Origin of the sequence: Natronohydrobacter thiooxidans, assembly GCF_001884735.1 — a bacterium.
GTDB classification, from domain to species: domain Bacteria; phylum Pseudomonadota; class Alphaproteobacteria; order Rhodobacterales; family Rhodobacteraceae; genus Roseinatronobacter; species Roseinatronobacter thiooxidans_A.
In genome coordinates this window covers 153,804-175,722 of record NZ_MJAP01000001.1, presented here as the reverse complement: position 1 = coordinate 175,722, position 21,919 = coordinate 153,804, and the positions used below count along the sequence as shown (strand labels likewise).

General features: G+C 64.8%; 20 protein-coding genes. 5 read left to right on the top strand and 15 right to left on the bottom strand.

Features of this window, described 5'->3' with window-relative positions:
• Positions 1–12 precede the first annotated feature (12 nt).
• The 4 genes from BG457_RS00835 to BG457_RS00820 all read right to left on the bottom strand — a co-directional run bounded on the left by BG457_RS00835 (position 13) and on the right by BG457_RS00820 (position 6,327).
• A complete protein-coding gene (locus BG457_RS00835) occupies positions 13–2,028 on the bottom strand; it encodes an oxidoreductase (RefSeq protein ID WP_071795038.1) in 2,016 nt (671 codons plus the stop codon).
• A 156-nt stretch (positions 2,029–2,184) separates the two neighbouring features.
• Complete coding sequence (locus tag BG457_RS00830) at positions 2,185–3,237, bottom strand: lipocalin-like domain-containing protein (protein ID WP_071795037.1); 1,053 nt, start codon at positions 3,235–3,237, stop codon at positions 2,185–2,187.
• Positions 3,227–5,611: an ABC transporter permease gene (locus tag BG457_RS00825; protein ID WP_071795036.1), complete on the bottom strand. Its 2,385-nt coding sequence runs from the start codon at positions 5,609–5,611 to the stop codon at positions 3,227–3,229. The genes BG457_RS00830 and BG457_RS00825 overlap by 11 nt, the downstream gene beginning before the upstream one ends.
• Complete coding sequence (locus tag BG457_RS00820; protein ID WP_071795035.1) at positions 5,608–6,327, bottom strand: ABC transporter ATP-binding protein; 720 nt, start codon at positions 6,325–6,327, stop codon at positions 5,608–5,610. The genes BG457_RS00825 and BG457_RS00820 overlap by 4 nt, the downstream gene beginning before the upstream one ends.
• Positions 6,328–6,373: 46 nt before the next feature.
• On the opposite strand from BG457_RS00820, the gene BG457_RS00815 reads away from it, so the two are divergent.
• The gene (locus BG457_RS00815) at positions 6,374–7,282 is read left to right on the top strand and encodes a ring-cleaving dioxygenase (protein WP_071795034.1); all 909 of its coding nucleotides are present in this window, start codon (positions 6,374–6,376) and stop codon (positions 7,280–7,282) included.
• A gap of 120 nt (positions 7,283–7,402) precedes the next feature.
• Here the strand turns inward: BG457_RS00815 and BG457_RS00810 are convergent, their stop codons facing one another.
• From BG457_RS00810 to BG457_RS00780, 7 genes are all read right to left on the bottom strand, one after another.
• Positions 7,403–10,051, bottom strand: coding sequence for a cation-translocating P-type ATPase (locus tag BG457_RS00810; RefSeq protein ID WP_071795033.1), 2,649 nt, complete (start codon positions 10,049–10,051; stop codon positions 7,403–7,405).
• 15 nt (positions 10,052–10,066) lie between these two features.
• Positions 10,067–10,819, bottom strand: coding sequence for an SDR family NAD(P)-dependent oxidoreductase (locus BG457_RS00805; RefSeq protein ID WP_071795032.1), 753 nt, complete (start codon positions 10,817–10,819; stop codon positions 10,067–10,069).
• Between the two features lie 172 nt (positions 10,820–10,991).
• The gene (locus BG457_RS00800) at positions 10,992–11,411 is read right to left on the bottom strand and encodes a c-type cytochrome (RefSeq protein WP_071795031.1); all 420 of its coding nucleotides are present in this window, start codon (positions 11,409–11,411) and stop codon (positions 10,992–10,994) included.
• A 236-nt stretch (positions 11,412–11,647) separates the two neighbouring features.
• Positions 11,648–12,634: a cytochrome-c peroxidase gene (locus BG457_RS00795; RefSeq protein ID WP_071795121.1), complete on the bottom strand. Its 987-nt coding sequence runs from the start codon at positions 12,632–12,634 to the stop codon at positions 11,648–11,650.
• 146 nt (positions 12,635–12,780) lie between these two features.
• A complete protein-coding gene (locus tag BG457_RS00790) occupies positions 12,781–13,311 on the bottom strand; it encodes an acyl-CoA thioesterase (protein WP_071795030.1) in 531 nt (176 codons plus the stop codon).
• Positions 13,312–13,378: 67 nt separating this feature from the next.
• Positions 13,379–15,424, bottom strand: a complete 2,046-nt coding sequence (gene recQ, locus BG457_RS00785; RefSeq protein ID WP_071795029.1) for a DNA helicase RecQ — start codon at positions 15,422–15,424, stop codon at positions 13,379–13,381.
• A gap of 4 nt (positions 15,425–15,428) precedes the next feature.
• Positions 15,429–15,716 (bottom strand): YggT family protein, encoded by a 288-nt coding sequence (locus BG457_RS00780; RefSeq protein ID WP_071795028.1) that lies wholly within the window; start codon positions 15,714–15,716, stop codon positions 15,429–15,431.
• Positions 15,717–15,876: 160 nt separating this feature from the next.
• Between BG457_RS00780 and yaaA the strand changes: the two genes are divergently transcribed.
• Positions 15,877–16,650: a peroxide stress protein YaaA gene (gene yaaA / locus BG457_RS00775; protein WP_071795027.1), complete on the top strand. Its 774-nt coding sequence runs from the start codon at positions 15,877–15,879 to the stop codon at positions 16,648–16,650.
• A gap of 11 nt (positions 16,651–16,661) precedes the next feature.
• Here the strand turns inward: yaaA and BG457_RS00770 are convergent, their stop codons facing one another.
• Together BG457_RS00770 and BG457_RS00765 are read right to left on the bottom strand one after the other, a co-directional pair.
• Complete coding sequence (locus tag BG457_RS00770; RefSeq protein WP_071795026.1) at positions 16,662–18,845, bottom strand: response regulator; 2,184 nt, start codon at positions 18,843–18,845, stop codon at positions 16,662–16,664.
• A gap of 63 nt (positions 18,846–18,908) precedes the next feature.
• Positions 18,909–19,157 (bottom strand): DUF167 domain-containing protein, encoded by a 249-nt coding sequence (locus tag BG457_RS00765; RefSeq protein ID WP_071795025.1) that lies wholly within the window; start codon positions 19,155–19,157, stop codon positions 18,909–18,911.
• A 79-nt stretch (positions 19,158–19,236) separates the two neighbouring features.
• Between BG457_RS00765 and BG457_RS00760 the strand changes: the two genes are divergently transcribed.
• From BG457_RS00760 to BG457_RS00750, 3 genes are read left to right on the top strand one after another with little or no spacing between them, the layout of a single operon-like run.
• Positions 19,237–19,806 carry a nitroreductase family protein gene (locus BG457_RS00760; protein ID WP_071795024.1) on the top strand — a complete coding sequence of 190 codons (570 nt, stop codon included), beginning with the start codon at positions 19,237–19,239 and terminating at the stop codon, positions 19,804–19,806.
• Positions 19,803–20,516 (top strand): EI24 domain-containing protein, encoded by a 714-nt coding sequence (locus BG457_RS00755; protein WP_071795023.1) that lies wholly within the window; start codon positions 19,803–19,805, stop codon positions 20,514–20,516. The genes BG457_RS00760 and BG457_RS00755 overlap by 4 nt, the downstream gene beginning before the upstream one ends.
• Entirely contained in the window at positions 20,513–21,217 is a 705-nt protein-coding gene (locus BG457_RS00750) for an EI24 domain-containing protein (protein ID WP_071795022.1), read from the top strand. Before BG457_RS00755 ends, BG457_RS00750 begins: the two co-directional genes overlap by 4 nt.
• On the opposite strand, the gene BG457_RS00745 is transcribed toward BG457_RS00750, so the two are convergent.
• Positions 21,201–21,467: a DUF1467 family protein gene (locus BG457_RS00745; protein ID WP_071795021.1), complete on the bottom strand. Its 267-nt coding sequence runs from the start codon at positions 21,465–21,467 to the stop codon at positions 21,201–21,203. The genes BG457_RS00750 and BG457_RS00745 overlap by 17 nt on opposite strands.
• Positions 21,467–21,871 (bottom strand): methylmalonyl-CoA epimerase, encoded by a 405-nt coding sequence (mce, locus tag BG457_RS00740; RefSeq protein WP_071795120.1) that lies wholly within the window; start codon positions 21,869–21,871, stop codon positions 21,467–21,469. The genes BG457_RS00745 and mce overlap by 1 nt, the downstream gene beginning before the upstream one ends.
• Positions 21,872–21,919: the final 48 nt, after the last annotated feature.

Here is a 21,919-nt window from a genome sequence, read left to right as displayed (position 1 = left end):
CGTCTGGTCGCGCTACAGGGCTGCCGCCAGTCTTGCCCCCTGATCAATCGCGCGTTTGGCGTCGAGCTCCGCTGCCACATCCGCCCCGCCGATCACATGCGTTGCCCTGCCCTGTGCGGCCAGCGCATCGACCAGATCGCGCAAGGGTTCCTGCCCGGTGCAGAGGATGATCGTATCGGCGGCAAGAAGTTCTTCCCGCCCGTCCCGGACCACGACCATCCCTTCCGGCGTGATCCGCCGGTATTCCAGCCCGCCCAGCATCTGCACGCCCTTGGCGGCCAGGGTGGCGCGGTGAATCCAGCCGGTTGTCTTGCCTAAGCCCTTGCCGGGCCTGCCTGCCTTGCGCTGGACCAGTGTCACCTGTCGCGCCGGGGCCTCGGGTTGCGGGCCGTCAGGGGCGAGCCCGCCGGGGGCCTGAGCCGGGTCGGCCACCCCCCATTCGCGCTGCCAGAGCGCCAGATCCTCGGTCGGGCTGGTGCCGTGATGGATCAGGTATTCGGCCACGTCGAAGCCGATGCCGCCCGCGCCCACAACCAGCGCGCGCGGGCCGACCGGGGCCTTGGCCCGGAGCACATCGATATAGCGCAGCACATGGGGGGCGTCCTGCCCGTCAATCTGAGGGTCGCGCGGGGTGACGCCGGTGGCGAGGATCACCTCGTCGAAAGCCGCCAGCATCCCGGGCGTGGCGCGGGTGTTCAGGCGCAAGGTGACCGAGGAGCGGGCGATCTCACTGGTGAACCACTCCACCAGCCCGTGAAATTCCTCTTTGCCGGGGATGGCGCGGGCCATGTTCAGCTGCCCGCCGATCTGGCCTTCGGCCTCGAAGAGCGTGACCTTGTGGCCGCGCTGATCGGCCACGAGGGCGGCCATCAGCCCGGCCGGACCTGCGCCCACGACGGCGATGGATTTCGGGGCTTTGGTGGGGGTGTAATTCAGTTCCGTCTCGTGGCAGGCGCGGGGGTTCACAAGGCAAGAAGAAATCCTGCCCTGAAAGGTGTGATCCAGACAGGCCTGATTGCAGGCGATGCAGGGCGCGATTTCGGCGGCGCGGCCTGACGCGGCCTTGGCGACGAAATCGGGATCGGCCAGAAAGGGACGCGCCATCGAGACCATATCGGCGGCCCCGCCCGCAAGCAACTCTTCGGCCAGATCGGGCGTGTTGATCCGGTTCGAGGTGATCAGCGGCAGGCCCACCTTGCCTATCAGCTTGCGCGTGACCCAGGCCCAGCCTGCGCGCGGGACCGAGGTGGCGATGGTGGGCACGCGGGATTCGTGCCAGCCGATGCCGGTGTTCAGGATGCTGGCCCCTGCACCCTCGATGGCTTGGGCAAGTTGCACCACCTCGTCGAAACTTTGCCCGCCGGGGACCAGATCGATCAGTGAAATGCGGTAGATCAGGATGAATTCGCGCCCGACTGCTTCGCGGACACGGCGCACAATCTCGACGGGCAGGCGCATCCGGTTCTCGTAAGCGCCGCCCCAGCGGTCGGTGCGGTGATTGGTGGCGGCGCAGAGAAACTGGTTGATGAGATAGCCCTCGGAGCCCATGATCTCGACCCCATCATAGCCCGCTTCCTGAGCGCGCTTCGCGCTGGTGACGATATCGGCGATCTGTTTTTCGATCCCTTCTTCATCCAGTTCGCGGGGCTTGAAGGGGGTGATCGGGGATTTCAGCGCAGAGGGGGCGACGCAATCGGCGCCAAAAGCGTAGCGGCCGGTATGGAGGATCTGCATGGCGATCTTGCCGCCCTCTGCATGGACGCGATCCGTGACCATCCGGTGATTGGCGATGTCCTGATCATTGTAGAGACCGGCGGCACCCGGAAAGACCCCGCCCTCGGGATTCGGGGCCATGCCGCCGGTGACGATCAGCGCCACCTGACCGCGCGCGCGTTCGGCATAGTATTCGGCGACCCTTCCCCAATCGCCGCGTTCTTCCAGCCCGGTATGCATGGAGCCCATGAGCACGCGGTTCTTCAGCGTGGTGAAGCCCAGATCAAGGGGCGCGAGCAGATGGGGGTATTGCATGGGGATCCTCCTCAGGCTGTGGGGCGAGATAACCCTCTGGCATGGTCCCTGTCACCAGAAACGCGGCGTCATCTGCCCGCCTGCCTGCCCTTCAGCCGTCGCGCCCCCCCCACCCACCCTTGCGCGCCGCCTGAAGGGCAGGCAGGCGGGCGCGGCTCAGTAGCCGGTCATCTCCAGATAACCGCGCCCGCTATGGCTGCCGGTGAAGCGCAGGGGCCCTTCCCAGTATTGCACCGACAGATCCATCCAGGAGTGTGGATTCAGCGGTTCGGTAGTGATGGACAGCCCGCCCTCGGGCCAGTCGATCTGCCAATGGGTCGGCACGTCGCGCCCGTTGAGGCGCGTGTGGCGCAGGGGCGTGAATTGCACGGCGCCGTCGGGCAGGGGGGTCGCCTGCCCCTCGGGCGTGATCCATGTGCCTGCGGTGAAGGTCTGGCGCCCGCGCACCTGCGCCGCCATCATCCGATGCCCGTCATCGAAAGCCAGCGAGACCCAGTCCCAGCCGGACTGATCGTCGGAGAGAGCCTGACTGGACCATTCGCGATCAAGCCAGCCCTGCCCCGTGACCGCGACCGGGCCTTCGGGCAGGTCGAGCCTGCCTGTGACCGTGTAGAAAGGTTGGGAATAGTAGTAGCTGGCCTGTCCCTGCGGGGATTTCACAGAATAGCCCTGATCGCCTTGCAGCACGCGCGGCCCTTCGGCGGTGAAATCCAGCGTGAAGCTGAAATCCGACCCGCGTGCATGGATGTCGAGCCGGTCGAGCGCGTCCTGATCCGGCTGGGCGGTGCTGGTCATGTGCCAGTCGTCGATCCATGCGGCAAAGGGCTCTGCCGTGACCCCGGCTTGCCCCACGCCGCCGCGCCCGAAACGTTCGGCGCTGAAATGCGCGCTCGCCGTGGTCAGGCCCGCATGGCCCATCCAGATTTGCGGACTGTCCCAACCCTCGGCCTCGAAGGGCGCGAGGGCAGAGCGGAAGAGCGTCCATTGCACGCCATAATCCTGACCATCCGCGCCGGTCAGCGTCGCGGTCAGATACCACCATTCGATGCGGTATTCCGGGTGCGGGCCATGGTCGGCGGGGAAGTGCAGCGCGCGCCCGCGTTCGGGGATGGCGAAGCCTTCCGCATCGGTGCCGAGCCCGGCGAAGCCCTGGGCATGGGCATTGGGGGCGAGCAGCAGGGCTGTCAGGGTGAGGATCCTAGCGTTCATGGGCGAATACCCTGAGCAATTGTGCAGGCCCCTGTCGCCAGAGCCGGAGCGCGGGCAGGGCTGCGGCGGCGAAAACCGCGAGCATCGCCCAGAGACCGAGGCGCGCCCAGTCGGCGGGGAAGAACTGCAGCGGCAGACGCCAGCCGAAAGCCTGCACATTGATCACCGCAAGCAGCACCTGCGCCAGCATCAGCCCTACCGGCAGGGCCAGCGCCAGTGTCGCAGCGCCGAGTACCAGCGCGCGCGCGAGTTCCAGCCCGGCAAGTCGGCGTGCGGTCAGACCCATCGCCCAGAGCGGCGCGAGTTGCGCCAGCCGCATTCCGGCCAGCGTGACAAGGGCCGCGAAGAGCGCGAGCGCTGCAACCGAGAGGGTCAGGACATTCAGCGCGCCGGTGATCAGGAAGGTGCGCTCAAAAATCGCGAGCGAGAGCGCCTTGGCCTGCGCCTGATCGGTGATCTGGGTGGCGGAGAGGCCGAACTCGTCCTGTAGTGCCGCGATCAGCGCGGGTGCGTCCTTGGTGCGCAGGGCGAATTGGCGGATGGGCGTGTCGGGGTAGCTGGCTCTGAACAGGGTCTCGGTCAGCGCGGCCTGCGCCAGAGGGTTGCCGTAATCGGGATAGGCGCCAAGGATGGGCAGCGCGCCGATCCCCGGCAGATCGAGCATATCCCCTGTGGCCAGCCCGGCGCGGCGGTAGAGTTGTTCATTGACCAGCACGCCCTCGGCTGCGGCCAGCCGGTCCCAGACCTCGCGCACCGGGTCGATCAGGGGCCAGTTGTCGCGGATCGTGGCATGGTCGCGCATGGCGTAGATCTGGCCGGGCTGGCCTGCAAGGGTCGCCTCCACCCGCTGCATGGGCAGGATCGCATCGGTGCGCGGGGTCAGGTAAGTGTAAAGCGCATTGGCCTGCGCGGGGCTGTCGGGGATGACGGTGACTTCGGCCACCAGACGCAGATCCAGCCATGTGATGAAGGTGGCGCGGAAACTGGCGACCATGCTGCCGACGCCGATATTGGCGGCGAGTGCCAGCATCAGCGCCATGAGCGCGAGCGAGAGGCGCGGCAGGTTCTGGCGGCTGTCGGCCCAGAACCATTGCGCTACCGGACTGCGTGCCTGTTTTTCCGCCAGTGACAGACCAAGCGCGAGAAGAAGCGGCACGGTCAGCGCGGCGGCGAGCAGCGCAGCGGCAAGAAGCGCGAAGCCGGTGACGAGCGAGTCGCCCGCGAGGGCGAGCGTGACGGCAAGCGCGGCCAGTATCAGGGCGAGCAGAGCTTGCAGGCGCATGCCGCGCGCGGAGGCATGCGCCCAGGCGCGGGGCTGCGCGGGCGCGAGAACCGGCATGTGCCAGAGCCGCCAGAGCGCCTGCGCCCCCGCCAGCGCCGTCCCCGCCAGCGTCATGGCGAAACCTGCCAGTGCCCAGAGCGGGTTGAACTGCAGGCTGCCGGGGACCGGTGCACCATAAAGCCCGCGCAGGGTGAGCGCGACATCGGGCAGAAGGCTTGCGGCCAGCAGATAGCCCAGCACCAGCCCGAATGCGCCTGCGAGGATCGCAAACAGCAGCATCTCGCCCGCCAGACAGACCGCCAGATGGCGCAGCGGCACGCCCAGCGCGCGCAATGTGCGGAACATGGCGCGGCGCTGCTCGAAGGCAAGGCCGACGGCGGAATGGACGATGAACAGGCCCACTGCGAAAGCCAGCAGGCCAAAGGCGGTCAGGTTCAGGTGGAAACTGTCGGTCAGCCCGCCCAGCGTTGCACCTTCACCCGGCGGGGTCAGGCGCAGATCGGGGGCAAGGGTGGCGAGCGGCACCAGCCCTGCAGGCTGGTCGGGGGCGAGGGTCAGGCGGGTGATCTGCCCCGCCAGCCCGAGCAGGCGCTGGGCCGTGCCGATATCCAGCAGCACCGTGCCTACGGGCACGGCGTCAGAGGCGCGCAACTCGCGCCCGGTCGCGCCGATTTCGCGCAGGGTCTGGGGATGGGCGAAACCCTGCCCGGCGAGGAAAGCCTGCAGATCCGCTGTGGCCAGCGCGGGGCCTGCGGTCGCGGGCGCGGTCAGTGGCTCGATCCCCAGAAGGGTGACGCGCGCCGCTCCCAGAGTTGCGCGACCCTCGATCACCGGCGAGACCAGCCAGCCTGCGCGGCGCAGGCGCAGGTACCCGGCCTGATCCATGCGCCCGGTGGGGTGTTCCAGCCGTGCAGCACTGCCTTCGGCCAGCAATCCTTCGGCGGTGGCATAGGCCGCACGCGCCTCGGCATTCAGCGCCTGAATGCCTGACCAGAGTGCGGTGGCCAGCGCCAGCCCGGTCAGCAGCATCGCGAGTTGCCACCGGTTGCGCCGCCAATGCGACAGGAGTGCTGAAAGCACTATGCGCGTCATGGGCTGGCCTCGATCCGGCCCTTGCGCAGATGCAGACGCCCGTCGCAACGCGCGGCTAGGCGCGGGGAATGCGTGACCAGAAGCAGCGCCGCCCCGGCCTCGGCGGTCAGTGCCAGCATGAGTGACAGCACGGCATCGCCCGTGGCCTCATCGAGATTGCCGGTCGGTTCATCGGCCAGCACAAGCGCGGGGCGCGCGGCCAGACAGCGGCCAATGGCCACGCGCTGCTGCTGCCCGCCCGAGAGTTGTTCGGGGTAGCGCCTCGCCAACCCGTCCAGCCCCAGACGCGCGGCTAGCCTCTCGGTGAAGCCTGCATCATGGCACCCTGCAAGCCGCGCCTGAAAGGCCAGATTGGCCCCGACCGTCAGCGAGGGGATCAGGTTGAACTGCTGAAAGATCAGCCCGACCTGCCCGCGCCGCATCTGCGCCTGTGCGGCATCGCTGGCGCGGGTCATGTCCTGACCGGCGAGGCTGATGCGTCCGCCATCGGCCTGTTCCAGCCCCGCCGCGATATGCAGCAATGTCGATTTGCCGCTGCCGCTCTCGCCGGTCAGCGCCATGGATGTGCCTCGCGGCAGGGAAAGCGAGACGCCACGCAAGACCTCGACCCGGCCTTCGGCGCTGTCGAAGCCCTTGTGCAGCTCATGCAGCTCCAACGCCGGGCTGTGCGCTGCGGCACAGGCGCTGTTGGCGGGTTTTTCGTGTATTCTGGCCATGCTGGCCCTATCCTCACAGGGAACCGATCTTGCCATGGAGCCTAGTATGTCTGACCCGCAGCTCAAGACCCCGATTGCGGGTCTGCACCATGTGACCGCGATTTCCGGCCCGGCGCAGGAGAATCTGGACTATTATACCGGGGTTCTGAAAACCCGGCTGATCAAGATAACCGTGAATTTCGATGCGCCGCAGATGTATCATCTCTATTTCGGGGCGCAGGATGCCCGGCCCGGTTCGGTGATGACCTTTTTCAACCGCGAAGACCGTGGACAGGGGCAGGCGGGTGCAGGTGCGGCGCTGGCATATGCCTATGCGGTTGCGCCTGCAGATCTGCCCGAATGGCAGGCCATGCTGGGCGGCAGCATCTCCACCCGTTTCGGGGCGCAGGTTCTGTCGGTCACGGACCCGCATGGGCAGGTGTTCGAGCTGATCGCGGATGCGGAGGCCGGACCTTGGGGCGTTTTTCATTCGGTGACGCTGTGGATCGAGGATCCGGCGCCGACTGCGGCGATCCTGACCGAGGTTTTCGGGTATGAATTCGTGGGTGAGGAACGCGGCGCGGGGGGCAGGCGGCTGCGCTATATGCTGCCGGGGAATGCTGCGGGGCGGGTGGTTGATCTGTGGTGCGCCGATGCGCCGGTCAAGGCGCGGCCCGGTCCGGGCACGATCCATCATATCGCCTTTCGCGCGCGGGATGCGGCGCATCAGGAGGCGCTGCGCACGGCCTTGCTGGCGCGGGGCGAGCGCGTGACCGAGGTGAAAGACCGCCAGTATTTCCGGTCGATCTATTTCCGCGAACCCGGCGGTGTGCTGTTCGAGATTGCCACGGATGGGCCGGGATTTGACGTGGACGAACCGATGGACCGGCTTGGCCGTGCGCTGAAGCTTCCGCCGCAATATGAGGCCGAGCGTGCGCAGATCGAGGCGCGCTTGCCCGCGCTGAAGATCGCGTGATCCGGCGCGCCGCAAAAGCCGGCGCGCTGGTACTCGCCCCCGGACACGGGAGTCGCTGCGCTGCTTCGCGCGTTTCGCCACCCCGAATGGCAGCCGAAACGCCAATGCCCGCCTTCCGGCTCACGCCTGGGCCACACCCCGCCGCTTCCACAGCGCTGCGGCATGCTTGTCAAACTCCAGCACCAGAAGCAGCACCACCCCTGCGAAAGCGCATTGCGCCACCTGGCCCGGCGAGAGCGCCACAGTGTCGAACAGCGCCTGCATGACCGGCAGATAGGTGAACCCGGCCTGCAACACCACGACCAGCGCGACCGCGATCAGTACCGCAGGCGTGCCTTTCGCCCCGGCCCAGGTCAGCGACCAGCCATGCCGGAAGCGCACGGAAAACAGGTAGAAGACTTCCATCGCGACCAGCGTGTTCAGCGCCATGGTGCGCGCCGCTTCCACGCTTGCGCCCTGCACCTGCGCCAGCGCGAATTGCCCGAAAATCCCGATGGCAAACAGGATCGAGACCAGAAACACCCGCCACAGGATGAATCGCGACAGGATCGGCGCATCGGCGCGGCGTGGGGGCTGGCGCATGATTGCCGCCTCGGGGCGCTCAAAGGCCAGCGACATCGCCAGCGCCACGGAACTGACCATATTCACCCACAGGATCTGCAAGGGCGTGATGGGCAGCATCAGCCCGAACAGGACCGCGATGATCAATGAGATCGACTCGCCCCCGTTCACCGGCAGCAGAAAGGCGATCACCTTCTTGAGATTGGCATAGACCGTGCGCCCCTGTTTCACCGCCTCGGCAATCGAGGCGAAATTGTCATCGGCCAGCACGAAATCCGACGCTTCGCGCGCGGCCTCGGACCCTTTCTGCCCCATCGCTATGCCCGCATCGGCGCGTTTGAGTGCGGGCGCGTCATTCACCCCGTCGCCGGTCATCGCCACAACCTGCCCGCGCGCCTGCAGCGCCTGCACCAGCCGCAGCTTGTGTTCGGGCGAGGTGCGGGCAAAGACATCGGTGCGCCGGATCGCCCCTTCCAGCGCGCAGTCATCCATCTGGTCGATATCGGCCCCGGTCAGCGCCTGGTCGGTCTGCCGCAACCCGATCTGGCGCGCAATCGCCGCCGCTGTGCCCGCGTGATCGCCGGTGATCATCTTCACCGAAATCCCCGCCTGATGACACTCGGCGACTGCGGTGATCGCCTCATCCCGCGGCGGGTCGATCAGACCCACAAGGCCCAAGAGGATCAGCCCTTCGGACACGGCGTCATGCGACAACTCGCCCCCGTCAAAGGGCATCTGCGCAAAGGCCAGAACGCGCTGTCCCTGTGCTGCGATCTTCGCGCTGGCCGCGTCCCAATAGGGCTTGTCCAGCGGCTCTGGCCCGTCTGGCCCCATCTGCGAGGCACAATGCGCCATCACCCGTTCGGGCGCGCCTTTCAGCAGCACCAGCCCGTCCTGCAGCACCGCCATATAGCGATAGCGGGCGTCAAACGGGATACTCGCATCCGGGCGCGGGCGGGCATCTACGGCTGCGCCCAGTTTGCCCGCAAAGGCCAGAAGCGCGCCTTCCATCGGATCGCCCTCGACCCGCCAGCCCGCATCGCCCCGGACCAGCGCCGCCGTGTTGCACAGCGCCGCGACCCGTCCGATTGCGGCTAGTGTTTTCCGGTCGCCCCCTGACAAATCACCTTCGGGCGCGTAGCCCTGCCCGGTGACAGTAACCAGATCGCGCGCGGTCACCACTGACGCCACCATCATCTCGTTACGCGTCAATGTCCCGGTCTTGTCCGAACAGATGGTCGAGACCGCGCCCAGTGTCTCGATGATCGGCAGGCGGCGGATGATCGCGTTGCGCCGCGCCATGCTTTGCACACCAATCGCGAGTGTCACGGTCAGCACAGCAGGCAGCCCTTCGGGAATGGCCGCGACAAAAAGGCCCACGACGATCATGAAAGCTTCCGAGAAGGCCATGTCGCGCAGGAGCATGGTGAAGGCCAGAATCCCGGCGGCCAGCGCCATGATGAATCCGGTCAGAACCTTGGCAAACACCTCCATCTGCTGAATGAGCGGGGTTTTCAGCGTCTCGACCCCGGCCATCAACGTGCTGATCCGCCCGATTTCGGTCTGCCCGCCGGTCGCAGTCACGACGCCCGAACCGGTGCCCTCGGCCACCATCGTGCCGCTGAACCCGGCAGAGCTGCGATCCCCCAGCGCGGCCTCTGCACCGACCGGATCCAGCGCCTTGCGCACTGGCACCGACTCGCCGGTCAGGATCGCTTCCTCGACCGTCAGCCCCGCGAGTTCCAGCCAGCGCAGATCGGCGGGGATCTTGTCGCCCGCTTCCAGCACCACCACATCGCCGGGCACCAGATCGCTGCCGGGAATGCTCATCCGCTCGCCCGCGCGGATCACATTGGCCCTGGGCGCGAGCATGTCGCGCAGCGCCTCAAGGGCCGCTTCGGCCTTGCCTTCCTGTACGAAGCCGATCACGGCATTGATGATCACCACGGCCATGATCACCCCGGTATCGATCCAATGCCCCAGAGCCGCCGTGATCGCTGCCGCCCCGATCAGCACGAGGATCAAGAGGTTGTTGAACTGCCGCGCCAGCCGGATCAGCGCGCCGGGGCGCGGGGCCTCGGGCAGTTTGTTCGGGCCATGCGCGGCCAGCCGTTCCTCGGCCTGTGCCTTGTCCAGACCGTCGCGCGATGTTTTCAGCCCCTCCAGCACCTGATCTGCGGGAAGGGTCCACCAGTTGGGATTGCTCATGCCTGCCCCATTGCGTCAGGGCGCGGTATAGCCGCCATCGACCAGATGATAGCTGCCGGTGATGAAACTCGCCCGCTCCGAGAGCAGGAAACAGGTCAGGGCCGAGACTTCCTCGGGCGTGCCGATCCGGCCAATCGGATGCAGCCCGGCCAGACCATCGAGCATGTCCTGACTGAGATTATTGGTCAGAAGCGGGGTCGCGATGAAGGCAGGCCCCACCGAATTGACCCTGATCCCCTTGGCCGCATATTCCATCGCCGCTGTTTTGGTCAGCCCCAGAAGCGCATGTTTGCTGGCCACATAGGCCGAGGAGTTGGCGAAGCCGACCGAGCCGAGGATCGAGGCCATATTGACAATCGCACCCCCGCCCGCGCGTTCCATGGCCGGGATCTGATAGCGCATCCCGTAGAACACCCCGTTCAGGTTTACGTTGATGACCTTGTGCCAGGCGTCGAGCGGATACTCGCCCGTGGGTGCCTGCACGCCGCCAATGCCTGCATTATTCACCGCCAGATGCAGCGCGCCGGTCTCGGATTCGGCGCAGGCGACGAGTGCTTCCATTGCCGCCGGATCGGCCACATCTGCAGCGAAAGCCGTGGCCTTGCCGCCGCGATCCAGAATCGTGGCCACCACCTGATCGCAATGGTCGGCGTCAAGATCGGACACGATCACATGCGCCCCCGAGGCCGCGAGCTCCAGCGCGATGGCCTCGCCAATCCCTGATGCGGCCCCTGTCACAATGGCGGTTTTCCCGGAAAAATCGAACATGGCTGTCTCCTTTCATGGCATGACCAAGCCTGAACCAGCATCATCGCAGCTTGCAACCCCCGCGTCCTTGCGCTGGCGCAAGTTGAACACACCGAAAACGCGACGGTCACAAGAAAACCCGCCGAAGATTCGGCGGGTTGCTTCAATTTCAGGTCATGTTCTGACGAAGGGATCAGCTGCCGAATTGCGACAGATAGGCGTAGATATCTTCGGCAGAGCCCCGCAGACGATGGTTCATGTTCGACCGGGCGCGCGAATCGCCGGTGACTTCGCGCAGGAAACCGCTTGGGTCACTGACAAAAGCCACGAAATTCTCTTCGTCCCAGACGACTCCAGCTTCACCTGCGGCCATGATCGCCCCCGAGAAGCGCGCATAGCCCTCATAGGTTCCGGCCTGACGTCCGGCCACACCATAGAGATTCGGCCCGGTCGGAGACACGCGCTGGATCACCTCGCCATCGGGCGACGCTATGCCATGACAGCTTGCGCATTGGCGGAAACCCTGCTCACCTTCTGCAGCATCACCTGCATGCGCAAGGCTGCCGAAGGGCAGAAGTGCCGCAGCCACGGCGATAGATTTCAAAAAGGTCATTGCACTCTCCTCATCCACAAAGGCCCTGATACACAGCGCCACGGAAGCGCGAATCTCGCCTTGATGACTTGTGAAAATAGGGCCTGCGCGGAAATGCGCAAGGCGACAAAATGACTATAGACTTTTTGTGTAATCCTGCGGATGGCGGCAAATGCCCTTGGGGGCATTGCGGGAAACGCAAAAAGCAATCCGACCCGCCCGGCGGGCGGGTCGGCTGTGTCAAGACGTCGCGCGTATCACGGCAGGGCCGGGATCTCGATATGCGGCATTTCCCCGGTCAGCGCGTCCATGAAGGCCACGAGGCTGGCGAGCTCGTCTTCCGCGAAATCCTGCCCGAGCATCTGCTGACCCATAAGCTGGATCGCATCCCGCAGATTATCGACCGATCCATTGTTGAAATACGGATAGGTGACGGCCACGTTGCGCAATGTGGGCGTGCGGAAGGCGAATCGGTCATTCTCGTCGCCGGTGACAAGGAAACGGCCCTCATCGCGCGATCCGGGCAGTTCGAAACGGTGATAATTGCTGTCGGTGAAGGCCGGACCATTGTGGCAAGCCACGCAACCGGCATCGACAAAGAGTTTCATCCCCTCGACCTGCTGGCTGGTCATTGCCTGCACGTCACCGGCAAGGAACCGGTCGAGCGGCGAGTTCGGCGTGTTCAGCGTGCGCTCGAAAGCGGCAATCGCCAGCGCCACATTGCCCTGATTGATCGGATCGGGATCCTCCGGGAAGGCGGCAGCGAAATGCTGGTGATAGATATCGAATTCCTTGAGCCGCTCGATAGCCTCGGCCAGGGTCATGTTCATTTCGATATCGGCCTGAATTGGCCCCAGCGCTTGGCCCTCCAGATCCGGCTCGCGCCCGTCCCAGAACTGCGCACCAAGGAAGCCCGAGTTCAGCACGGTGGGCGTGTTGCGCTCGCCCACCTGACCGCCATGGCCCACAGCGCGCGGGATACGGTCGGACCAGCCCAGCGCCGGGTTGTGGCAGGTGGCGCAGGAAATCACGCCCGAGGCCGAGATGCGCGGTTCAAAGAACAGCATCTTGCCCAGTTCGATCTTTTCCGGCGTCATCGTATTGTCTGCCGGGATCGGTGGCAGATAGGGCAGCGGCTCGAAGAAATCCATATATTCCGCGATCTCTTCGGCATGAACTGCCGTGGCACTCAGCACCAGCGCGATGGCGGTCGCGCCAAGCCGGTGCAGGTGTCTGGGGGTCATGATAGCCTCCTGTTCGTGGTCAAACTTGCGGATTTCGCGCGTCTGAATCACGTCTAGCGCGGCGGCAGGTCATGCGCCTTGATCTGGGTCAAGATTTAGAATATTTCTAATCTTGTATTTTCCGAATATGTTTTCGGGGTAACTGATCAGATCGCGGGCGGCCAGATCCGTTCGGCATCTGCTGCGATCCATGCTTGTACCCAGCCCGGCAGGTCGGGGCTTTGCGGCGGCTGGCCCATCGCTTCCAGCACGCGCGCAGGCGGGACAATCCCCTGTGCCGAGGTGATGGCCGAGCGGATCAGGATATGATTGGCGCAATCCTCGCCCAGCCACATCGCCTGTTCGATATAGAAAAACCGCGCATCCCAGCCGATACAGCGCGAGCGCATCTCGAAGCGCTGGAACGCCTTGATCCGCTTGCGGTAGCGCGTGGTATTGCCCGCCACCGTGATCCCCCAGCCCTGCGTGCGCAGCATACTGGTCAGGCCTGAACGTATGCCCATCGGAATCCGCCCCAGATCATAGAGCGTCAGCGTGCGGCCATTGTTCAGTTCGATCCACGGGTCCAGATCCCAGGGCCAGCAGCGATGATGCGAGATATGGGTTTCGGTGAGTCCCAAGGCAGGCGCATTGCGGAACTTGAAGATTTCCTTGAGGAAACGGAAGATCGGATACATGGCGCGGCTCCTGTGTCGGGACAGCGCCTTGGGCCCTGCGCGCGCCCGCGTCAAGGCAATCGTTGCGTCACAACATCTGCAGCCGTTCCAGAATCGCGCCGCCGAAACGTTCGACCCGCGCGGCATCCATGCCCTTGATCCGTGCTAGGCTGGCCTCGGTGGCGGGCCGCGCCTCGGCAATCGCGCGCAGGAGGGCGGGCGAAAGCGTCAGCAGCTTTCCGGTGCCATCCGCGCCGCGTTCCAGCCCGCGCGCGATCTCGAACAACTCGTCATAAAGCCCGCCCGCATCACGCCCGGCCAGCTTGCGCCGCTGGGGATGCTGGGCGTCAGGCGCGGCCCCGGTGATCACTTCCAGAAACAGTGCGCCGTAGCGTTCCAGCTTGCTCGCGCCCACGCCCGAGATCCGCGCCATCGCGTCCATGTCGCGCGGGCGGGTCTCGGCCATCTCGATCAAAGTGCGGTCGGTGAAGATCACATAGGCGGGAACGCGCGCCTCTTCCGCGAGGGCGCGGCGTTTCGCTTTCAGCGCCGAGAGAAGCGGCGCATCCTCTTCCGAGACCAGCGCCTTGACCACAGGCCCGTCCTTCGCGCGCGCGATCGTATCCTCGCGCAGATGGATCTCTGCCTCGCCGCGCAGGATGGGGCGGGCGGCGTCGGTCATGCGCAGGGCACCGTGGCGTTCGGGGTCCGGGCGGATCAGGTCGCGCCCCATCATCTGCCGGAACACCGCCTGCCATTTGGCGCGGCTGAGATCGCGGCCCACCGCGAATGTCGGCAGCGCATCATGGCCGCGCTGCGTGACCTTGGGGGTTGCAGTGCCGGTCAGTATGTCGATCAGATGGCCCGCGCCAAAGCTTTCGCCAGTGCGCAGAACCGCCGACAGCGCCTTGCGCACCGGGGTTGTCGCGTTGAACAGCTTGACCGGGCTCGCGCAGAGGTCGCAATTCCCGCAAGGCTGTGACACCTCGCCGAAATAGGACAGCAGCACCTGACGGCGGCATTGCACGGCCTCTGCCAGCCCCAGAAGCGCGTTCAGCCGCGCGTGATCGGCCTGCTTGCGTTCCATCGGCGCGGGGCTTTCATCAATCTGGGCGCGGCGCAGGCGGATATCATCGGGGCCGAACAGGGTCAGCGTATCGGCAGGCGCCCCGTCACGGCCCGCGCGACCGATTTCCTGATAATAGCTTTCAATGGATTTCGGCAGATCGGCATGGGCGACCCAGCGGATATCGGGCTTGTCCACGCCCATGCCGAAAGCGATGGTCGCGACCACGATCAGGTCATCCTCGCGCTGGAACAATTCCTCGACCATGCGCCTTGCATGCGCTTCCATCCCGCCATGATAGGCGCGGGCGTTATGGCCCGCCTCGGTCAGCGCCTGCGCCAGCGCCTCGGTCCGGGCGCGGGTGGCGCAATAGATGATCCCGGCCTGCCCTTTGCGGGCGCTGGCATAGGCCATGAGCTGCTTGCGCGGGCTGTCCTTGACCGCGAAATTCAGCCGGATATTGGGCCGGTCAAAACCGCGCAGAAAAACCTGCGGCGCGCGCCCGTCGAACAGCCGCTTGATGATCTCGGCGCGGGTTTCGGCATCTGCGGTCGCGGTGAACGCGGCCAGCGGCACATCGAGACTGCGGCGCAGATCGCCCAGACGCAGGTAATCGGGGCGGAAATCATGGCCCCACTGGCTGACGCAATGCGCCTCATCCACGGCAATCAGGCTGCAATTCGAGCGCCGCAGCAGATCGAGTGTCGCCGACCCGGCCAGCCGCTCGGGCGCGATATAGAGAAGTTTCATCTCACCGCGCGAGAGCGCCTGATAGACGGCATCCGTCTCGGCCTCGGTATTGCCAGAGGTCAGCGCCCCTGCCGACACGCCCAGTTCCTGCAACCCGCGCACCTGATCGCGCATGAGCGCAATCAGCGGCGAGATGACCACGGTCAGCCCCTCGCGGCATAGCGCCGGAAGCTGGTAGCACAGCGACTTGCCGCCGCCCGTGGGCATGATCGCAAGCGTGTCCAGACCGCCCAGAACGGCATCCACGATTTCCGCCTGACCGGGGCGAAAGGCGGAAAAGCCGAAGACCCGCGACAGGACCGAACCTGTATCCGTCATGAGGTCAGACAAAGACACCGATATTATTGATCAGCACGATGCGGATGGCATAGACCGCGATCAGCGCGACCAGCGGCGCCAGATCGATCCCGCCCATATCGGGCAGGAACCGGCGGATACGCTGGTAGGCGGGCTCAAGCAGCCGGTTCAGCCCGTCCCAGATCGAGGCCACAATCGGCGAGCGCAGGCTGAGCACATTGAAATTGATCAGCCAGCTCAGGATGATATGCACGATGATGATGAACTGCGCCACGTTCAACACAAGCAGCAGAATCTGGATCAGGGACAGCATCGCACGCTCCTCGCACCGGGGTCTTGCGCAAACCTAAGGGGGCGGCGCGCAAAGGGCAAGACGGGCAAGGGCAGATTTACCCCTGCGACATGAAGGACACTGGACAATCACCGCGCAAGGGCTAGGTTGGCGCCAGTTTTCCACTAGGAATTGCGCACGGATGCTTGTTGTTCTCTCGCCCGCCAAGAAACTCGACTGGTCGCACAGAGGCACGCTCAAAGCCCTCAGCACGCCCGATTTCCAGCAAGACGCCGTTGCGCTGGCGCGCGAGGCCCGCAAGATCGGTGCCGAGGGTCTGAAGACCCTGATGAAGATCAGTGACAATCTCGCGCAGCTGAACCTTGAGCGGTTCGAGAGGTTCGCCGGTGCCCCCGCGCCAGAGGTCACGCGCCCGGCGATCCATGCCTTCAATGGCGACACCTATACCGGGCTGGACGCGCAATCGCTCGACGCGGATGCGCTGGCCTGGGCAGAGGATCACCTGCGCATCCTTTCGGGCCTTTATGGCCTGCTGCGCCCGTTCGATGCGATGCAGCCCTACCGGCTGGAAATGGGCAGCCGCCTGAAAACCGCGCGCGGGGCCTCGCTTTATGACTATTGGGGCAGCCGGATCGCAGAGGCGCTGAATGACGCAGCCGATGCAGCGGGCAGCGAGATCGTGGTGAACTGCGCCTCGCAGGAATATTTCGGCGCGGTGGATCGCGCGGCGCTGCGCCCGCGCGTGATTTCGCCGGTATTCAAGGACCAGCGCGAGGGCGAGCAGGCGAAGGTCGTGAGCTTCTTTGCCAAGAAGGCGCGCGGCGCCATGGCACGTTTCATTCTGGAAAACCGCCTGAGCGATCCCGGCGCGCTGCGCGATTTCGACACTGCGGGCTATCGCTACGCGCCGGGCCTCTCTGAACCCGACACCCCGGTCTTTCTGCGCGAAATCTGACCGCTTGGCTCTCAGTCCGCCTGCGGGAACAGACCGGGCGGCGCGTGATCGCGCAGGGCGCTCAGCAATTCGGATTTCTTCAGGGGCTTGGTCAGCATTGCATTCATGCCCGCCCCCATGATGCGGTCGATCTCTTCCTGCATCGCATGGGCGGTGAGGGCGATGATCGGCACATCGCGCCCCGCCTCTGTCGCCCGGATCAGTCGCGTGGCCTCGCGCCCGTCCATTTCCGGCATCGACACATCCATGAAGACGATATCGGGATGCAGCGCGCCGAAATCCGCCACGGCCTGCCGCCCGTTATCCGCCATATGCAGATCCAGCGGCAGGCCCTTGAGCATCTTCGAGAAAACAAGCTGGTTGGTCTTGTTATCCTCGGCATAAAGCACCCGGAAGGTGATATCCGCCCGACCAGTTGGTTCCGGGAGGACCGGGGGCTGGTCGTGGTCTTCGGGCGCTGGCGCGGGTGTGCCCAGCGCGGCAAGCAGATCCCGCCAGAGCAGCGGTTTGGGCAGGACCGCCCGCACATCGCCACGCGCGAGCAGATCCCGCGCCTGTGACATATCGGAGCTCATGAGCATGACCGGCAAGGCGTCCCGATGCGCCCGCAGCTCTGCCAGCACGGTATCAACCGGTTCTGTGCCCAGATCCTGATCAATGAGCGCCAGATCCGGCCGCGCATTGATGATGTTGCGCAGCGCAACGCCGCTCTGGGTGGCGGTCAGGATTTTCGCGCCTGCGGCCTGCAGACGGCGTGCGATGATCTCGCGGCTGATCAGATGGTCGCTGATCAGCAGCACGGTCCGGATCGTGTTGGGCAAAGGCTCTGGCCCCAGCGGACCGGGATCCGGCGACAGCGGCAATTCCAGCGAAATCCCGAAGCAGGATCCGATTCCGGGATCGGATTCCACCCAGATATTGCCGCCCATCGCCGAGACGATCTGCCGTGTGATCGCCAGCCCCAGACCTGTCCCCTCGAAACGGCGGCTGGCGCTTTCCTCGACCTGGCTGAACTCGGTAAAGATACGGTCCTGATGCTCTCTGGAAATGCCGATCCCGGTATCTTCGACCGTGAGTGTCACCATCTGGCCATGCGCGGAACTGCCCATGCCCAGCGCCCGCACCAGCACATAGCCCGATTCCGTGAACTTCACCGCATTGCCCACCAGATTGGTCAGGATCTGGCGCATCCGCCCCGGATCGGCGATCAGCCGAGCGGGCAGGAACATGTCATAATCGACAATCAGTTCGATGGACTTTTCGCGCGCGCGAGGGGTCAACAGGCTCAGCACATCATGGATCATCTTTTCCAGATCAAAGATTTCCGGATGCAGTTCCATCTTGCCCGCATCCATCTTCGAGTAATCCAGAATGTCATTGATGATCGTGACCAGCGCCTGCCCTGATGAGGTGATGGTTTCTGTATAGCTGCGCTGTTCGTCATCCAGATCGGTTTCGGCCAGCAGTTCCGCCATGCCGATCACGCCATTCATGGGCGTGCGGATTTCATGGCTCATATTCGCAAGGAAGGCCGATTTGGTCTCCGCCGCCGCTTCCGCCTTTTGCTGCGCGGCGATCAGTTCCGACTGGTAGCGCAGGGTTTCGGTGATGTTGTTGGACAGCGAGACCAGATCGCCATTGCCCGCCCGACGCTCGACCAGACGCACGGAAAGCCCGGTGCTGAAATCCAGTTGCACCGGCGCGATGGTCGGGCTGTTCCAGCGCGCCATCATCATCGCGACCCAATCCTCTGGTGCGATATCCTGCAGCAAGACCACCCCCTCGAAGGCGCAAATCTCGGCAATCCGCCTGTAGCGGATCCCCGGCTGCACTTCGGGAAAGTCGCGAAATACACTCAGATAAGCCTGATTCGCGAGGATCAGTACCTGATCCTTGTCGAAAACCGCGAAACCATCCTCCAGCGTCTCAACCGCTTCGCGCAGGCGTTCATTGGCGAGCGACAGATCCTGCGAATAGCGGCTGTTCGCGCCTTCCAGGCTCTCGGCCCGGTCGCGCGCGCGCATCAGCGCCTCGCGCTGCGCGATGACCTGATCCGACAGCGCATAGGCATGCTGCATCAGCCGTTCATTCGCGGCGCGCAACTCGCGCTGTACCTGTTCATACAGCCGTTCCGCCCGCAACCGCGCGCGTTTTTCGCGGGCAAGCATGTCCTGTAGCGGCGTGGGGATCGTCATGCAGCGGGCTCTGACCCAAAGGGGAACAAGCCCCGACTATCCGCATCCCGGCTGAAAAAACCCTTAATCGAGGCGGAAGAGCTTGTCGCGGCTGGTCTGGCCGCGCAGGAGCGTCAGCCGCGTCGGCGCAACGCCCAGCGCCTTGGCAAGCATCCGGCGCACCGCGTCATTGGCGCGGCCTTTCTCGGGCACAGCCGTCACCACCACGCGCAACTGACCATCCTCGCCGCGCGACAGACCGGCGCGGCGTGCCCCCGGACTGACCCGGATGGCGAATGTGGTTCCCGACACGGCAAGATCGCGCAAATCCATGATCTGCAGGGATAGCCCTTTTCGCCAGCCCCTGTAAGGGCTAGCTTGTCGGCGCAACACGAAGATGACAGGCTGTGACATGACCACTGACAATGCTGTTCTGGATTTCCTGCTCTCGCGCCGGTCGCGCCCTGCCAAGATGCTGGCAACCCCGGTGCCCGACCGATCCCAGATGACACAGCTTCTGGCGGCCGCCGCGCGCGTGCCCGATCACGGCAAGCTCGAACCCTGGCGTTTTATAGTGCTGACGGCCGCGGCCAATGCGAAACTTGCGCAGAGCGTCGCCAAGCGCGGGGCCGATCTGGGGCTGCAGCCCGATGCCTGCGAAAAAGCCGCCGCCTGTTTTGCCGACAGCCCGCTGATCGTCGCGGTTGTGGCCAGCCCAAAGCCATCCGAGAAAATCCCGCAGATCGAGCAGACGCTTTCCGCAGGTGCGGTCTGCCTGTCGCTGGTCAATGCGGCGCTGGCTTCGGGCTGGGGGGCGTGCTGGCTGACCGGCTGGGCCGCGACGGATAAGGAAATCCTGGCGTCGCTGGGCCTTGCGCCGCAGGAATGGATCGCGGGCTTCATTCATATCGGTACCAGTGCCGCCACTCCGCCCGAACGCCCGCGCCCCGATATCGACAGTCTGACCGAGTGGCGGGAATGATCCGCGACAGCTACCTGCGCGCCTTCGCCGAGCTGCGCGACCCCGGCTTTCGCCAGACCACGCTGATCGGGGCGGCGTTGTCATTGGCGCTGCTCTTCGCGCTCTATGCGCTGCTGATCCAGCTTTTCAGCACATTCGAGGACGGGGTTTTCACCTTTTCCGATGGTACGCGCATGGACCGGCTGGGCAGTTTCTTCTCGGTCGTCTCGCTTGCGACCATGATGATCCTGTCCATCTTCCTGATGGCCCCGGCGGCCTCGCTCTTCACCGGGCTGCACCTGCATGCGGTCACAGACAGGATCGAGGGGCAGCACTATCCCCGGCTTGCGCCCGCGCGGCCCCAGAGCACGCAGAAACTCTGGTTCGATTCCGTCAATTACTTCGGGCTGGTGTTTTTCATCAATCTGGTTTCCTTCGCCAGCTTCGCGCTTTTGGGTGTGCTTTGGGGGATTGCTTTCTTCTGGGTGCTGAACGGGTGGCTCCTGTCGCGCGAATACAGCACCATGATTTCCGAGCGCCGCCATGATGGCGCCGCGATCAAGCCCTTCCACCGCCAGCACCGCCGCACGCTCCTGCTGGCCGGCATTGCGCTGGCGATCCTGCTCTCGGTGCCGGTTCTGAACCTCGTGATGCCGGTGATCGGGGTGGCGGCCTTCACGCATCTGATCCACGGGCTGGGGGCGGCCCGGCCACAGGGGGCAGTATCATGATCTTTGCCTATCGCCACGCCTTTGCCCAGTTGCGCGACCCGCGCTATCGCAGGCTGTTATGGATCGGCATGGCGCTCTCGCTTGCGCTGCTGGTCGGCTTGGCCGCGATTGCCTTTCTGATCATCCAGATCCTCGTCCCCGGTGCGCTGTTCCTGCCGGTGGTGGGGCGCGTGCAGGATGTCTCTGCGGGCTTCTCGGTTGGCACCATGCTCTATCTGCCCTGGCTGTCGGTGTTTCTGATGGTGCCCGTCGCTTCGATCTTCACCGGGCTTTATCTCGATGACGTAGCCGATGCGGTCGAGGCCGAGCATTATCGCGGGCAGGAGCCCCGCAACCGCATTCCCTGGCGTGAGGCGGCGCGTGACAGCCTGAGCTATTTCGGGATTCTGGTTGCTGTGAACCTGCTGGGCATGGCGGTCTTCGCCATTTCCAGCGGCTGGGGTATCGCGATTCTCTGGGCGCTGAACGGGTTCCTGCTGTCGCGCGAATATTTCACCATGATCGCGCGGCGCCGTAACGATGCCGCCACCGCAGCCAGCCTGTTTCAGCGCGATTTCTACTGGCTCTGGCTGCCGGGCCTTCTATTGGCGATCGGCCTGAGCATCCCGATCCTGAATCTGGCCATGCCGCTGGTGGGGGCGGCGGTGTTCACGCATATGTATCACCGGCTCCACCCGGCGCAGGTCAGTGACGCCGGGTGATAGTCTCGATCATCTCATAGGTGATCACTTCGGAGAGGATGGTCCCGGCGATCACGACAAAGGCCACTGTCGCGATCAGCGTGACCAGCTTCGCCTTGCGCCACATCTGCGCATCCTGCGGCGCGCCTGCGGGGGTTCCGGGCACGACTTCGCCAGCATCGGCCTGCGATCGCTGGCGGAAGGGCAGCACCAGAAACATGGTCAGGAACCAGATGATCGCGTATAGCGCGATGGCGGACATAATCGACATCAGACCTGCTCCAGCTCGACCAGACAGCCGTTGAAATCCTTGGGATGCAGGAACAGCACCGGCTTGCCATGCGCGCCGATCTTCGGCTCGCCCGTGCCCAGCACCCGCGCGCCCTCGGCTTTCAGCCGGTCGCGCGCGGCAAGGATATCCTCGACCTCGTAGCAGATATGGTGAATCCCGCCCGCCGGGTTCTTGTCGAGAAAGCCCTGAATCGGGCTGTTCTCGCCCAGAGGATAGAGCAGTTCGATCTTGGTGTTCGGCAGGGTGATGAAAACGACCGTCACCCCGTGGTCGGGCTCATCCTGCGCAGGGCCCACATCGGCGCCCAGAGTATTGCGGTATTGCGCGGCAGCGGCCTGCAGATCCGGCACGGCAATCGCCACATGATTCAGACGTCCGATCATTCCATCCTCCATGCGCCAAAGGTGAAGATTGCCTATGCGAAAACCGCG

Coding starts and splice junctions, on each gene's coding strand:
- BG457_RS00765 (WP_071795025.1), bottom strand. CDS start 19,157: ATGGATTTGCGCGATCTTGCCGTGTCGGGAACCACATTCGCCATCCGG.
- BG457_RS00825 (WP_071795036.1), bottom strand. CDS start 5,611: ATGACGCGCATAGTGCTTTCAGCACTCCTGTCGCATTGGCGGCGCAAC.
- mce (WP_071795120.1), bottom strand. CDS start 21,871: ATGATCGGACGTCTGAATCATGTGGCGATTGCCGTGCCGGATCTGCAG.
- BG457_RS00810 (WP_071795033.1), bottom strand. CDS start 10,051: ATGAGCAATCCCAACTGGTGGACCCTTCCCGCAGATCAGGTGCTGGAG.
- BG457_RS00790 (WP_071795030.1), bottom strand. CDS start 13,311: ATGTATCCGATCTTCCGTTTCCTCAAGGAAATCTTCAAGTTCCGCAAT.
- BG457_RS00755 (WP_071795023.1), top strand. CDS start 19,803: ATGATCCGCGACAGCTACCTGCGCGCCTTCGCCGAGCTGCGCGACCCC.
- BG457_RS00760 (WP_071795024.1), top strand. CDS start 19,237: ATGACCACTGACAATGCTGTTCTGGATTTCCTGCTCTCGCGCCGGTCG.
- BG457_RS00770 (WP_071795026.1), bottom strand. CDS start 18,845: ATGACGATCCCCACGCCGCTACAGGACATGCTTGCCCGCGAAAAACGC.
- BG457_RS00795 (WP_071795121.1), bottom strand. CDS start 12,634: ATGACCCCCAGACACCTGCACCGGCTTGGCGCGACCGCCATCGCGCTG.
- yaaA (WP_071795027.1), top strand. CDS start 15,877: ATGCTTGTTGTTCTCTCGCCCGCCAAGAAACTCGACTGGTCGCACAGA.
- BG457_RS00800 (WP_071795031.1), bottom strand. CDS start 11,411: ATGACCTTTTTGAAATCTATCGCCGTGGCTGCGGCACTTCTGCCCTTC.
- BG457_RS00745 (WP_071795021.1), bottom strand. CDS start 21,467: ATGTCGATTATGTCCGCCATCGCGCTATACGCGATCATCTGGTTCCTG.
- BG457_RS00835 (WP_071795038.1), bottom strand. CDS start 2,028: ATGCAATACCCCCATCTGCTCGCGCCCCTTGATCTGGGCTTCACCACG.
- BG457_RS00830 (WP_071795037.1), bottom strand. CDS start 3,237: ATGAACGCTAGGATCCTCACCCTGACAGCCCTGCTGCTCGCCCCCAAT.
- BG457_RS00750 (WP_071795022.1), top strand. CDS start 20,513: ATGATCTTTGCCTATCGCCACGCCTTTGCCCAGTTGCGCGACCCGCGC.
- BG457_RS00780 (WP_071795028.1), bottom strand. CDS start 15,716: ATGCTGTCCCTGATCCAGATTCTGCTGCTTGTGTTGAACGTGGCGCAG.
- BG457_RS00805 (WP_071795032.1), bottom strand. CDS start 10,819: ATGTTCGATTTTTCCGGGAAAACCGCCATTGTGACAGGGGCCGCATCA.
- BG457_RS00815 (WP_071795034.1), top strand. CDS start 6,374: ATGTCTGACCCGCAGCTCAAGACCCCGATTGCGGGTCTGCACCATGTG.
- recQ (WP_071795029.1), bottom strand. CDS start 15,424: ATGACGGATACAGGTTCGGTCCTGTCGCGGGTCTTCGGCTTTTCCGCC.
- BG457_RS00820 (WP_071795035.1), bottom strand. CDS start 6,327: ATGGCCAGAATACACGAAAAACCCGCCAACAGCGCCTGTGCCGCAGCG.